The following is a 13,505-nucleotide window of genomic DNA, read 5'->3' as shown; positions in this document are numbered from 1 at the left end:
CACGCTGCTGCCCGCGATGGGGGGAACAGCGCGGCGTGACGGCGCTCACGGACCCGCCGCGCGCGCCGTGGTTGGAGAATGTGCCCCGCGTCGCTGTTTTCTTTCCTTAACCCGCGACCGACTGTAGATTCACCGCGAGGCACCGGGTGCGGACGGACAGGGATAGGCAAGGTGCGCAAGGACGAACGACTGACGGCGATCGCCGCCGTGTTCGGCTGTGACGGGGGGCTGGCCGCGTTGCTGGATACGGCGATGGTGCCGCTCGCCATATCCCACAAGACCCTGATCGCGCATCAGGGCGATCCGTCCGATCATTGCTGGCTGATGATCGACGGCATGGTCCATATCCAGCTGAACGGCATGGACGGCCAGCGCGTGCAGCTTGCCTATCACGGGCCCGGCGAATTCTTCGGCGCCTATCCGGAGCCGACCACCCACCGCGCCGATGTCATGGCCCATGGCGCTGTCTACGCGTTGCGCATCGCCACTGTTCGCCTGACCGCCCTGTGCGACGCGCATGCGCCGATCGCCGCCGGCCTCGCGCGCCGCCTCGGCCGACAGCTCGACATGTCGCTCGACCGGATGGCCGCGCGCAGCACCTTGTCCGCACCGGGCCGGGTCCACGCCGAACTGCTGCGACTGGCGGGCGACAGCAATGAGATTTCCCCGGCGCCGAAAGTGACCGCGCTCGCGCTGAACGCCAACACGACCCGCGAGACGGCATCGCGCGCCATCAGCGCGCTCGAGAGGCGTGGAGTCATCGCGCGGGGCGAGCATAGCATGACGATCATGGCGCCGCGCATGCTGCGCGAGATGATGTACTGATCCGCTTGTGCCACCTCGGATCGCGAGGGGAGAGGGTCAGCCGGCCGACAGCATGCTCAGCGCGATATCGCCATGGGCGCTCGCGATATGGCCGAAATTCTCGCAGCGCAATTCGGGCGTCTCGAGCGTCAGCGCCAGCGCCGCGGCGCGCGAGACGGGAACGCGATGGGGATGGCCTGCCCCGGCGATGCGGGTCGCCGTTTCGCGCAGTTCGGCATCGCCGTGGTCGGGATCATAGGCGCCATAGGCGATGCCGATCGACACCACGCCATCGCGAACCTCGGCCAGTGCGGCGTGCGCCGCAGCGACCGGGTCGCTGAAGCGCGCGATCGCGAAGCCGCCCAGGCTGTCGACTTGCCCGCCGGCCTCCGCCAGCCGGCCGGGATCGTGCCGCGCGGACAGCGCCACCACCGCCTCTCGCGCAAAGGATGGCAGCGGCAGCGCCGTCGCTTGCCCGTCGCGGTCGAGCGCAACCCGTCGGATCGGCAGGCCGCGCTGGTCCCATGCGGCATCGAGCAGGCTACCCTGCGCCCGCGCGCCCTCGCCGATGCGCAGCGCGGCGGCATTGCTCTCCAGCATCTGCGCCTGACGGATCGTCATGCCCATGGCCATCTCGTCGCTGACGAAGATGCCCGCCTGCGACACCAGGTCGAGCGTGTCGATCGCGTCGACCGCATGGGCGGCGGCGAGCACGGCATCGAACCGCCCTTCCCACTCGGCGCCGAAATGGCTCACCGACTCGCGTCGGAACGCCTCGATCGTCGAGGGCAGCATGATGTGGAGCTCGACGTTGCGTTCGAGCAATATCTCCGCCGCCATGATGTCAGCCCCCGCCGCCAGCGCGCCGAAGGCGAAGCCCGGCCCGATGGCGTCGACCGCACCGGCGATCCGCTCGGCGGATCCCGGCTGGTCGGGCGCGACCTGGATGATGCCGCTGAAATGCAGGCTTGCCGGCGGGCGATGCGCGTCGAGCCAGTCGGCCGACTGGTCGAGCGTCTCCAGGATCAGCCGGAAATGGCGCAAGGTCGAAGCATGGTCCTCCCACGCCCGGGGCGCCTGCCTCACCGCCTCCGCCAGCGCGGCCTTCGCGTCGTCGCCGCGGCCGAGCAGCAGGCAGGCTTCGGCGCGGGTAGCGTTCAGCCAGTAGGAGGTTTCGGCCTCGTGGCTGCCGCTATCGAGCATGGCCAGCACCCGTTGAGCCAGTTCGGCCGCCTGCGCACGGTCTCCATCGAGCAAGGCGATCGTCGCCGCGTTGATTAGCGGATAGGTGGCCGGCGCGCAGGTCGCCGCGCGCAGATAGGCGTGCCGCGCCGCCTGCAGCAGCGGCGACCGCTCGATTGCCGACGCCTTGAGCGCGCGATCCTTGATCAGCCGCCCCTTGAGGCTGAGCGTGTCGGCCTGCGCGGTTTCGTCCTCGAACCCGGCCTCGGCGAACAGCTCCCACGCTCGCTCGGTGTCACCCGACCGGGCGAGCCGTCTTATCATCGAGAGCGTGGCGCTGTTCACATCGTCATCCAGTTCGAGGTCAGGTGAGCTTGGGCGGCGGATTCTTGATATCCGGATCGATCGTCAGACCGATCCAACGCGGATGCTTGCCGCCATGTTGCAACAGGTCGACATTGACGTTGAAGCCATGGGTGGTGCCGAGCTTGCCGCCCTTGTTGTAGCGGGCGACGAAATGGACGCTTTTGTAGCGATCAAAGTCGCGCTCATATTGGCCATATTCGATCGCGCCGTAGAAGAAGTCGAGATTGGCGCCCTTCATGGTGATCGCGTCGAATTCCTTCGAGAAGAACAGCTGGTCGCCGCGCAGCACGATCTCGACCAGCGTGTCCTCCTCGATGGCGATATAGTCCTGGCCGCTCTTGCCCTCCTGCTGCATCACCAGCGAGATTTGTCGCCCGTCGGTTCCCAGCGCGATCGTGAAGACGACCTTGGCACAGGGATGTTCAGGCAGCGGCGGGGTTCGTCCCAGCGCAAAATGGGCCAACGGGCATTGCGACATCGTCAATTCTCCTTGCCGGAATCAGGGAAGCTGCTGTCGATCCGCCGACTCCAGATATGCCAGTCCTGGTTGGCGGGATCGGTGAAGATCAATCGGTCCACCGCGTCTCGCGCCTGGCGGGCAAGCCGGCGGGCTTCCTGTTTCTCACCAAGATCGTCGAGCAGCAAGGCGATCGAGTAGCGCGCCAGCATCCAATCCTGCCGATAGCTCGCGTTCAGGGGATCGGAGCGGAGCAGCCCATCGACGATCCGGGCCTGTTCGCGGCGATGCGCCAGCGCATCCTGGGTGCGCCCCAGCGCGTGGAGCGCGTCCGCCATCCAGGCGTGGCGATTGGCGAGATCGCTGCGGACTGCCGGATCGCCGGGCATCCGCTCGGCGACCCGTTCGATCGCGGCGAGCGCCCTGGCGCAGGCATCGAGCGCCACGCGCGGATCGGCCCGGCTCGACAGTTCGAGCGAACAGATATTGCCCTGCGCATAGCCGATCTCGCGCAGCGCCCGGCTATCGTTCGGCTGAAGCTCGAGCAGCCGCTGCGCGAGCCTGAGATAGGCCTGGAAATGCGGCCGCGCCTGCGCATAGCGGTCACGCTGATAGTCGGTATAGCCCACCCAGAATTCGCTCTGGGCATGGGCGAAGACCCGCTGCGGATCGTTCGGGCTGTCGGCGAGCAGCGCTGCCGTCGCACGCTGCGCCTCGCGGAACTCGGCCAGCGCGGCATCGAGCCGGCCGCGCTTCTGGTCGTCCTCGCCCATCGCCTGCAGGACGCGCGCGCGCCGGTCCAGCGATTCGCTCGGCAAGCGGGTCAGGTCGCCCTGCGCTCCATAATAGCCGAGCGCCCGTTCGTTGACCGATCCGAGGATATCGAGCCGCCCGACCCCCTGTAATCGTGACCTCAGGTCGGTGAGCATGAACTCTATCAATCCTTCGGCCTGCTGCCGCTGGCGTTCGGCTTCGTCGCGCGCCCAGATGGCGACGATCAGCAACGCCGCCAATATTAGCGCCGAGACGACGGCCAGGAGCGTGATCACCATCACGCGCGCCAGTTGCCGCTGCCCCTCCCGCTGGACCAGCTCGTCGAGCCCCACGCCGGTAAGCCCGGCGACCAGCTTGAGCCGCGCGAGCTTGCCGTCGCCGCCCTTGCGGAAGTCCGCGGCGATGGGCTCGCGCTTCTGCGCCGACGCGCCGCCTTCGATCAACGCGCGCGGAAAGGCGTCCTCGGGCGTGCCGCGGATCAGCGCCGCGAGCACTGGGCGGTCGGGATGGATGCTGCGGAAATAGCCGATCTCCTCCTCGACCCAGCGCGAAACCCGGGCTGCTGGCGAGCAGAGGATGACGAGGCTCGCCGATTCGGCCAGGGCGATCCGAACCTCCTCGTCCAGATTATCCGAAGCGGGTAGCTCGTTGCGATCCCGGAATATCGGCGACAGCCGCCGCGGCACCGTGCCCCGCGCGGTGCCGCGCCCGACCAGCCGCGACGGCAGCCGATAGGTCTCCAGCCGGTGGTGGAGGCGCGCGGCCGCGCGCTCGTCGACATGGCTGTAGCTCAGGAAGGCGCGGTAGCGCGGGGCGGGCTCGGGCGATCGCACGGCAACGCCGCCGGCCGGCGGCTCCCGTAGTTGGTCATCGGCATGTTCCATGGACCGCCCCCTACGGCACGAGCGATGCGTCGGTACAGGATCGGCCATCCTTGTGGCGGAAAGCGCGGCGGCCCTGCAAGTGCCCATGACGGCGTCAGCGCTTCGTCCTGGCGGGTTCGCAAAGGCCGTTCTGCAATGCGCGGCGAAAATCCGCGGCCGAGAAGTTGACGACCAGATCCTCGCTCCGCCGGCCGTCCCACAATTCGCCGCCCTCGACGAAGACGGCATCGGGCGTCGATTGCAGGACCAGCCAACGCGCATCGTCGCGCCAGCGACCCTTCGAATAACCGGGGTGATCCGGCAGGTCGCGCCACGCAACGCCCGCATCGGCCGCGATCCTGCGCGCAATGCTGTCCAGCGTAACGATCGAACAGGACATGACGTCTCCCTTCCGTGCGGATCGAGAAGCGCCCCCTAAAGCGCGCCGAAGGGAGTCGTGCGTGATCGGTGTCACGCGCCTCGACACGAGTCGGCCGGTAGCGTGCCGCCATCGACCGGAGGATAGCAATGCGACATGATCTGGGGTGCGGCTGCCCGAAATGTACCGCCACCACCGCGACCGACACCGTCTTGGTCGGCCTGCTGATGATCGCCGGCGTCGTCATCGCGATCTCCACCGCGTCGCGGACCGTCGCTGCCGTGGCGATCGTACTGCTGGTCGTGCTGGTGGCTGCCAAACTGCGCGCCAAACGCCGCGCGGAGAATGGACTGGACTGAGTCTGTTTCACTAGGCTGAACCGCTCGGCCTTCGCCGTCGTTACGGCTGCAAGTACTTATATTTAAAGGTTAACTTCTCTCCGCCAAGATCAGGATTCCGCCACACCGTTGCATCGTGGCGATGGACCGTGCGCCGCCTGCAGACCCGGCTAACCTAGTTGGTGGGAGCTGCCGCAGGGGCGGCGCAAGATGCCGTGCAGGGAGGGCGGCAGGTCAGGAGAAGGTGCATGAAGGCGTTGGTCTGGCACGGCAAGGAAGACATACGCTGCGATACGGTGTCCGACCCCGGCATCGAACATCCCCGCGATGCGATCATCAAGGTGTCGAGTTGCGCGATCTGCGGCTCCGACCTCCACCTCTTTCACAATCTCATTCCCGGCGCGATGCTGCCCGGCGACATCCTCGGCCATGAGTCGATGGGCGAGGTCGTCGAAGTCGGCGATGAGGCCCAAAGCGCGCTGAAGAAGGGCGATCGGGTCGTCATCCCCTTCACCATCGTCTGCGGCGAATGCGAGCAATGCCGGCGCGGCAATTTCTCGGTCTGCGAAACCACCAATCGCAAGAAGGGCCTCGCCGACAAGATGTTCGGCCACAGCACGGCGGGCCTGTTCGGCTATACCCACCTGACCGGCGGCTATGCCGGCAGCCAGGCCGAATATCTGCGGGTGCCCTTCGCCGACGCCACCCACATCAAGGTGCCCGACGGCATTCCGGACGAGAAATTGCTGTTCCTCAGCGATATCCTGCCGACAGGCTGGCAGGCAGCGGTGCAATGCGACATCGAGCCCGACGACATGGTGGCGATCTGGGGCGCCGGGCCGGTCGGGCAGATGGCGATCCGCAGCGCGCTCCTGCTGGGCGCGCAGGATGTGGTGGCCATCGACTGCCTGCCCGAGCGCCTGTCGATGGCGGCGGCGGCCGGCGCGATCACCATCGATTTCACCAGCGAAAGCGTCGTCGAGCGGCTGAATGAACTGACCGGCGGCAAGGGCCCGCAGAAGTGCATCGACGCGATCGGCACGGAGAGCCATGTCGGCCTGTCGCAGCCGGACACCCTGCTCGACCGCGCCAAGCAAATGACCTTGATGGCCAATGATCGCGCCCACGCCCTGCGCGAGATGATCTATGCTTGCCGGCCGGCCGGCATCATCTCGATCGTCGGCGTCTATACCGGCCTGATCGACAAGGTCCCGATGGGCCAGGCGATGAACAAGGGGCTGACCTTCCGCATGGCGCAGGCCCATGTCCCGCGCTGGACCGGTGATCTGCTGCGTCGGATCGAAGAGGGGCAGATCGACCCTTCATTCGTTATCACCCACACTGCCGATCTGGCGCAAGGACCTGAAATGTACCGGAAATTCCGCGACAAGGCGGACAGCTGCATCAAGGTCGTTCTCAAGCCCTGAAGGTGTCCATCATGGCAACGCTTGCAAATATCACCCACAAGGTCGCCCGTTCTCCGGGAGACCCAAAGGTCCAGGCCGCGGGCGTCAGCTCGCTCGACGGATGGGATCGACTGGCGAAAGGGCTGGGCTGGCTCAGCTTCGGCCTGGGCGCCGCCGAGCTCATAGCGCCCGGGAAGATCGCCCGGTCGCTCGGCCTCGATGGCAGGAAGGGGCTGATCCGCGCCTATGGCGCGCGCGAAATGGCAGCGGGCGTCCCGACGCTGTCATTCGACAAGCAGGTCGGGCTGTCGGCGCGCATCGCCGGCGACGCGCTGGACCTGGCCACCCTGGCGCCCGCACTGAGGCGCGACAATCCAAAGCGCAGGAACGCGATGATCGCAACCGCCGCGGTCGCGGCGGTCACCGCGCTCGACATAGCCGCCTTTGCGGGCGTGCTGTCGACCCGTCGCCGCACCGGCCAACCGCGCGACTATGGCGACCGGAGCGGCCTGCCCAAGGGCGTGGAAGGCTCGCGCGGGATCGCGCGCCGCGATTTCGAGACGCCGCCCGACATGCGCGCCGAGCCGGCCAGCATGCCCCCTTCGCGCAATGGCGGGACGGGCGACCGCGCGGGCCGGACAGCACCTGAAGCCATGGGCACGGCGTGAGGCGGCGGCATCGCACCGCTGACGATAAGGATGGAGGTCGAGATGAATGAACCGGTGAACATGGGCGACAACCGCACAGCATCGCCGAATGCAGGCGGCTCGGATGGGAGCGATGCCAGCCAGAACATCAACGCCGGCGCAGGCAGCGCGCGGCCCGGCCAGCCGCAGCCCGATCAGTCGGCGGGCGCGGCCTCGCAGTTCAGCGGCAGCGATGCCGACGCTGACGCCATTCGGCAATCGGGCGGCGGGCAATCGGGCGCGAACGGCGGCGGACGCGCCAATCTCGGCGGCTCCGTCAACCGGTTTGTCGGCCAGCTGCGCGACAAGGCGATGTCGGCGGCCGATCAGCAGAAACACGGTGTCGCGAGCCGGCTGGAAGACGTGGCGCAGGCAGTGCATCGCTCGGGCGAACAGCTGCGCGGGCAGCAGGACTGGGCTGCGGAAGCGATCCAGCGGGGCGCCGACGAACTCCAGTCGATCGCCGGTAGGCTGCGCAACGCCGATGCCCGCGAATTATTGAACCAGCTGCGCGGCTTCGCCGATCGGCAGCCAGCGATGTTTGCCGCCGCCTCGCTGGTCGCCGGGCTCGCTCTCGGCCGGCTCGTGAAGCTTGCGGCGGCGGGTGGCTCCGGCGGCAATCTGCCGAGGGCACCGGAGATGCGCTATGTCGCAAGTTGACGCGGCGCCGTCGCCCGGTCTGGCCGAAATCGCCAGCGGTCTCGTCAGCGACATGCAGGATCTGGTGCGCGGCGAACTGGCGCTCGCCCGCGTCGAGCTCGACAAGAAGTCCAGGGTACTGCTCGCCGGCCTGATCTCGCTGGTGGGCAGCGCCCTGCTTGCTTTTGCGGGGCTGGTGGTGCTGCTCGAAGGCGTCGCCGCGGTGCTGGCGCGGTGGATGCCCGCCTGGCTGGCGCTGCTGATCGTCGGAGCCGCGATCCTGCTGATCGGCGGACTGATCGCCCGGGCCGCTCTCTCCAGGCTGTCGCTGAAGGCGCTGACTCCCGAACGAACGATCGAGAATATTGAGCGCGATGCGCGCATGATCAAGGAACATGCATGATGGCCGATATGCCTGAAGATCCAGAAAACATAGAGCGCAACCTCGCCGAGACGCGTGCCCGCATGGATCAGCGCCTCGATGCGTTGCAGGACAGGCTGACGCCCGCCAAGCTGGCCGACAATATCGCCCGCAACGTCCTGTCCGACGCCAAAGCCAACCCGATTCCGATCGCCCTGATCGGTATTGGCCTGGGTTGGATGGCGCTGGCGCGGTCCGATCAGGCAACCGACCGGCCCGCCGACGGTGGCCAGGCCTCTGACGGCGGGATGTGGGCGCGTATCCGCGAGGCCGAAGCGCGCATCACCCGTGGCGAAGGCGAAGGCGACGCCGACTATCGCACCCGGCTCGATCACGCCCGCGGCGAGATGCTCGGTATCTCGCGCTCGCCCGAAGACAGCAACGGTTCTTATGCCTGGCAGGTTCGCAAGGCGATGGCCTCGGCGGCCTCCGGCTTTCATGACGCCCGCCATCGCGTCGGCGACACTTTCGGCAAGATCGGGGAGAAGGTGGGGCTCGGTTCGTCCTCGCACGACTCCGGCGGCCGGCGTCGCGGCGGTGTCTCGATGCCGAGCGGCCTGGCCATCGGCGGGATCGCGGTGGCTCTCGGCGCGCTGGCCGGTGGCCTGCTTCCGATCAGCCGCCAGGAAGAGGCAGTGCTCGGCTCGACCGCGACGCGGATCCGCTCCGCCGGACATGACGCCACCCAGCGCCTGCTCGACCGCGGCACGGAGGTGGCCCAGGAAGCACTCGGCGCGGTCGACCTGGCCTGAACGTCGCTGCGGAACCGCGCGCCGCCACGGGGGTTTCGCTGTTCGATGAGGTAGCGCACGCCATGCCAATCGACCGAGACCGGCCCGCGGACAAAGACCGAACGCACCCCCGCTCGACAGCCAGACTCTTTGGCCATCCGATCCACCCGATGCTGGTGCCGTTCCCGATCACCTGCTTCATCGGCGCCCTGGTGACGGACATCGTGTATGCGCGCTCCGCCAACCTCTTCTGGCAGTATTTTTCGATCTGGCTGATCACCGCGGGCCTGGTGATGGGAGCGCTGGCCGCTGTCGCCGGCCTGATCGACTATCTCGGGGACCGGCGCATACGCGCCAAACGGCCAGCGACATGGCATATGCTGCTCAACATCACGGCGATGATCCTGTCGCTGCTGAACGCCTTCGTGCACAGCCGTGACGGATGGACGGCCGTGGTGCCGCAGGGCATTATCCTGTCGGGCGTTGTCGTCGCGATTCTGGGCGTCAGCGGCTGGCTCGGCGGATCGCTGGTCTATCGCCATCGCGTCGGCGTGGCCGAATGAGGCGCGGCGTCGCCGGGCGAGCCGCATTCGCCGCGTCCCTCCTCGCGCTGACGCTCGCGGCGTGCAGTGATCCGCCCTTCGACGAAAGCAAGCAGATCGGCCCCGATCCGCTGCTGCCGGAACCCAGGCAATATCTGCTGCCGCCGATCAGCGTCTCGCCGGGCGAGGGTTGGAAGGCCGGACAGAGCCCAGCCGTGGCGGCCGGGCTCAGAATCCAGCCGCTGGCGACGGGGCTGCAGCACCCGAGGATGGTCTATGTGCTGCCGAACGGCGACATCCTCGCGGTCCAGGCGAAGTCGCCGCCGCCCGAGCCGGTCAAACGTCCGAAGGATCCAATCGTCGCGATGGTGAAGAACAAGGCTACATCCTTTCCGGGCGGCCCGAAGGCCGCCAGCCGCATCACCCTGATCCGCGACGCCGATGCCGACGGCAGGCCGGAGCTGCGGGTCACCCTGATCGACAATCTCAACTCGCCGTTCGGCGTGGTGTGGGCCGACAATGCGCTTTATGTCGCCAACACCGATGCGGTGGTCCGCTATCCGTTCGTGCCGGGCCAGACGCGGATGACGGCGCCGGGGCAGGTGCTCACCGAATTGCCCGCCGGCCCTATCAACCATCACTGGACCAAGAGCCTGACCGTGAGCCCCGACGGCCAGCGGCTCTACGCAACTGTCGGATCGAACAGCAACATCACCGAGAACGGGATCGAGGCGGAAAAGGGTCGCGCCAGCGTCTGGGAAATCGATCGGGCCAGCGGCCGGGCGCGTGAGTTCGCGACCGGCCTGCGCAATCCGAACAGCCCCAATTTCTACCCCGGCACCAACACCCTGTGGGTGGTGGTGAACGAGCGCGACGAACTCGGCCCCCACCTCGTTCCGGATTACCTGACATCGGTGCGCGAGCGCGGCTTCTATGGGTGGCCCTACAGCTATTATGGCCGGCATCTCGACCCACGCGTCCGTCCGCAGCGGCCCGATCTCGTCGCCCGCGCAATCAAGCCTGATTATGCCCTCGGCAGCCATGTCGCCGCGCTTGGCCTGACCTTCTACACGGGCACGGCCCTGCCACCGCATTATCGCGGCGGCGCTTTCATCGGCGAGCATGGCAGCTGGGACCGCTATTCGCCGTCGGGCTACAAGGTGGCGTTCGTGCCGTTCCGCAACGGCCGCCCGTCAGGGATGGCCGAGGATGTCGTCACCGGCTTCCTCGACAGGGAGCGCCGCAAGAGCTTCGGCCGGCCGGTCGGCGTGGCGGTAGACCGCACCGGCGCGCTGCTGATCGCGGACGATGTCGGCAACACCGTGTGGCGGGTCACCGCGGCGCGGTGAGCCCGTCACAGGCGATGCGCTACAGCCGGGTCGAGATCGTCAGGCTGACCCGCGCCTCGTCGTCGCCGCGATCGAACCGGCCTTCCGCACCGAAGCGATAGGACCAGTTGTCCATGCTGCCGTCGATGCCGCCACCAGCAACGAGACGATCGCGTTCGGTGGACGGCAGGACGATGGCCTGCGTGCCCATCACATGCTGCGCGGCGATGAGGCTGGCGGTGGTGGCACGATCGCCGCGCTCGTCCTCCTTCGCATACCCCACGCGGATGTTCGGACGGACCGCCTCCGACCAGGTGCCGCGCAGCTCGATGCCCGCGCCATAGCGCAGGCGCTTGTAGTTCAGCCCCGCATAGCGCGCGTTAGACAGCGAGGCGCCGGCCTCGCTGAAGCCGTCGATGCTGGCATCGACATAGTCGACCGTCGCGAAGGGACCGGCGGCGACCCTCCCGACCGGGATGCTCCAGCCGATCTCCGCACCGGCCGCATAGGCCTTGCCGCTGCTACTAGCTTCGGCGACCTGGCCATAGGCCCCCGGCCGGCGGATGCTGTCGTAGCTCAGCCGGACGGACTTGCTGCCAGCGGCTTCCAGATAGAAGCCGCCTGGCAAGGCGACGCCGCCATAGACCGCGATGCTGGTGGCATTGGCCTTGATGCCGGTATCGCCGCCGAAGCTGCCATCGGCGTCGCGATAGGCGACGCTGGCGCCGAGGCGCACCGGGCCGATCCCGATATCGAAACCGCCCGCCAGCCCCTGGGTATCGGCGCGCAGATCCGATTGGCCGAGCGCCACCGTGTCGATGCGCGACCATGTGCCGTCCATCCACAGCCGGACGCCTTCACCGAAGCCGCTATCGCTGGTGCGGCGAAGGTTCGCGAGCGCGTCGATCGAGGGCTGGATCGCAGCGCTGCCGAGCTCTGCGGCCACGGCGCGGGCTGCCAGTGCGACCGCCGGCGTCTCGACCGTCATCGCCCTCAGCGCCTGCGGATCGACATAGGTCGGCAGCGTGAGGCGATAGACCAGGATCACGCTGTCATTGTCGCCCGTGCCGCCGGCGCCGGTCAGACCGGCGTTGAACGGCTGACCGTTGATGAAGCCATTCGAGGTGATGAAGTCGTTGTCATTCCCCACGAACAGGAAGAAATCCTGCGGCTTTGCTTCCTCGAGCACGGGCGCCAGGCCCATCGCTTCCCACTTTTCAGACAGCGACGTGGCGTTCGAGGGGGCCGTGTTCAGGTTCATTCCGAATCGGCCGAGCTGGACCGGATTGAGCATGTTCACCAGTTCGACCTGCTGCACCGGCTTGATCGTCGAATTGAGCACGCCGCCGGTGGCGATCGGGGCGGTCCCCGTTTCAAACGGGGTGCCGGCGAGATTGGTCGCGCCGGTGGTGTCGACCAGCAGCACGCTCTTGAACACGGGCGAATTGGTTGCCGATGCGCCCGATCCGCGGCCGATGCCGTCGCGCGACAAGACCAGAAACTGGTTCGAGTTGAGCGCGAGCATCTCGGACTGCGCGGCCGTGCGGTTGGCAGCGGTGCCGTTGCCGTTCTGGGTGAAGGTCGGCAACTGCAGCACATAATGGCCGACCGGATTGGCAGGCGTGGCGCTGGTCGAGATGTCATAGACCAGGATGCGGGTGTTGTTGCGCGTATCCTGATTGGCGCCATTGGTATCCTGCACCGTCGCCGATTGCAGGATGGTGACCAGACGGCTGCCGTCGGGCGTCACCGACAGCGCCTCGAGCCCCTGATTGTTGCGCCGGCCGGTGTTAGGTGCGTTGGCGCCATCGAAATTGACGATGCCGTTGACCCGGGGAAGCAGTGCCGCGATGGTCTGGATCGCCCCGATCTGCTTGCCGGTCGCATCGAAATGGTAGATCCCGGCGGCATATTCGTCCGAAACGTAGAAGCTTCCATCGGGTGCATAGGTGATGGCTTCGGAATCAAGGCTGATGTGGCCGCTGCCTTCGCCGCTGACGGGGCTGGGGTAGAGAATGCCGTTGCGGGTGATGACGTTGGATCCGGCATCCTTGCCGGTGAAGTTCGCGCCGGTGGCGTCCGTCAGAAAGAAGCCGCCATTGGGCGTGATCGTCAGTTGGTTCTGGGACGTGACCGACTGCGGCAGCGCCGAAATGCCGGTATAGGGCGTCAGGGTCAGCGCCGAGACATGCACGCGGTTGCGATAGTCGGTGGTACCGACAAACGGCCCGACATCGTTCGGGCCGCGATCGGGAAGAGTCCGCACGCTGCCGGAGTAGCTGCCATCCGCATTGCGGCGCCAGCTGTTCAGGTCGAGAGCCATGCCGGAGAAGGAGCCGAGCGTCTCGCCCGCGAAGTCGCGCGTCGATGCCGCAAGCCGGCCGACGCCGACCAGCCCCTGATTGGCGAAGGCGACGCCGCCCAGCTGCACGCTCTGGCTGCCGGCGGTGGTGGTGATATGCGGCGTCGTATAGGTCAGCGACTGTGCCGCGACCGGGCTGGCGAGAGCGAAGGCACAGGCGGAAGCGGCGCGGGCGAACCGAGCGGTGGATCTGATCATGATTCTTATCCCCTTGAGTCGCCATGGGA

General features: G+C 67.3%; 14 protein-coding genes. 9 read left to right on the top strand and 5 right to left on the bottom strand.

Annotated features, from left to right (window positions below):
- The first annotated feature begins 171 nt into the window (after positions 1-171).
- Entirely contained in the window at positions 172-825 is a 654-nt protein-coding gene (locus tag AC1DPF_RS15660; RefSeq protein WP_477873303.1) for a Crp/Fnr family transcriptional regulator, read from the top strand.
- Positions 826-861: 36 nt separating this feature from the next.
- On the opposite strand, the gene AC1DPF_RS15655 is transcribed toward AC1DPF_RS15660, so the two are convergent.
- From AC1DPF_RS15655 to AC1DPF_RS15640, 4 genes are all read right to left on the bottom strand, one after another.
- Complete coding sequence (locus tag AC1DPF_RS15655) at positions 862-2,331, bottom strand: TRAFs-binding domain-containing protein (protein ID WP_477962264.1); 1,470 nt, start codon at positions 2,329-2,331, stop codon at positions 862-864.
- A 19-nt stretch (positions 2,332-2,350) separates the two neighbouring features.
- On the bottom strand, positions 2,351-2,830 hold the full coding sequence (locus tag AC1DPF_RS15650; protein WP_477873307.1) for a nucleotide synthetase: 480 nt from the start codon (positions 2,828-2,830) through the stop codon (positions 2,351-2,353).
- A 2-nt stretch (positions 2,831-2,832) separates the two neighbouring features.
- Positions 2,833-4,467: a toll/interleukin-1 receptor domain-containing protein gene (locus tag AC1DPF_RS15645; protein WP_477962262.1), complete on the bottom strand. Its 1,635-nt coding sequence runs from the start codon at positions 4,465-4,467 to the stop codon at positions 2,833-2,835.
- A 94-nt stretch (positions 4,468-4,561) separates the two neighbouring features.
- Positions 4,562-4,846, bottom strand: coding sequence for a hypothetical protein (locus AC1DPF_RS15640; RefSeq protein ID WP_477873311.1), 285 nt, complete (start codon positions 4,844-4,846; stop codon positions 4,562-4,564).
- A gap of 128 nt (positions 4,847-4,974) precedes the next feature.
- Here AC1DPF_RS15640 and AC1DPF_RS15635 point away from each other — a divergent pair, with 128 nt between their 5' ends.
- The 8 genes from AC1DPF_RS15635 (at position 4,975) to AC1DPF_RS15600 (ending at position 10,937) form a co-directional block, all read left to right on the top strand.
- Positions 4,975-5,184 (top strand): hypothetical protein, encoded by a 210-nt coding sequence (locus AC1DPF_RS15635; protein WP_477873313.1) that lies wholly within the window; start codon positions 4,975-4,977, stop codon positions 5,182-5,184.
- A 227-nt stretch (positions 5,185-5,411) separates the two neighbouring features.
- Complete coding sequence (locus AC1DPF_RS15630; RefSeq protein WP_477873315.1) at positions 5,412-6,590, top strand: zinc-dependent alcohol dehydrogenase; 1,179 nt, start codon at positions 5,412-5,414, stop codon at positions 6,588-6,590.
- Positions 6,591-6,601: 11 nt separating this feature from the next.
- Positions 6,602-7,237 carry a hypothetical protein gene (locus AC1DPF_RS15625; protein WP_477873317.1) on the top strand — a complete coding sequence of 212 codons (636 nt, stop codon included), beginning with the start codon at positions 6,602-6,604 and terminating at the stop codon, positions 7,235-7,237.
- A gap of 42 nt (positions 7,238-7,279) precedes the next feature.
- Entirely contained in the window at positions 7,280-7,915 is a 636-nt protein-coding gene (locus tag AC1DPF_RS15620) for a hypothetical protein (RefSeq protein WP_477873319.1), read from the top strand.
- The gene (locus AC1DPF_RS15615; protein ID WP_477962260.1) at positions 7,902-8,297 is read left to right on the top strand and encodes a phage holin family protein; all 396 of its coding nucleotides are present in this window, start codon (positions 7,902-7,904) and stop codon (positions 8,295-8,297) included. Before AC1DPF_RS15620 ends, AC1DPF_RS15615 begins: the two co-directional genes overlap by 14 nt.
- A complete protein-coding gene (locus AC1DPF_RS15610; RefSeq protein ID WP_477962258.1) occupies positions 8,294-9,067 on the top strand; it encodes a DUF3618 domain-containing protein in 774 nt (257 codons plus the stop codon). Before AC1DPF_RS15615 ends, AC1DPF_RS15610 begins: the two co-directional genes overlap by 4 nt.
- 62 nt (positions 9,068-9,129) lie before the next feature.
- Positions 9,130-9,609, top strand: a complete 480-nt coding sequence (locus AC1DPF_RS15605) for a DUF2231 domain-containing protein (protein WP_477873324.1) — start codon at positions 9,130-9,132, stop codon at positions 9,607-9,609.
- The gene (locus AC1DPF_RS15600) at positions 9,606-10,937 is read left to right on the top strand and encodes a PQQ-dependent sugar dehydrogenase (protein WP_477873326.1); all 1,332 of its coding nucleotides are present in this window, start codon (positions 9,606-9,608) and stop codon (positions 10,935-10,937) included. The genes AC1DPF_RS15605 and AC1DPF_RS15600 overlap by 4 nt, the downstream gene beginning before the upstream one ends.
- 19 nt (positions 10,938-10,956) lie before the next feature.
- On the opposite strand, the gene AC1DPF_RS15595 is transcribed toward AC1DPF_RS15600, so the two are convergent.
- Entirely contained in the window at positions 10,957-13,476 is a 2,520-nt protein-coding gene (locus tag AC1DPF_RS15595; RefSeq protein ID WP_477873328.1) for an esterase-like activity of phytase family protein, read from the bottom strand.
- Positions 13,477-13,505: the final 29 nt, after the last annotated feature.

It is taken from the genome of Rhizorhabdus sp. P4_G6 (assembly GCF_056401045.1).
The sequence above is the reverse complement of the archived record's forward strand: the minus strand, read 5'-3'. Positions and strand labels throughout refer to the sequence as shown.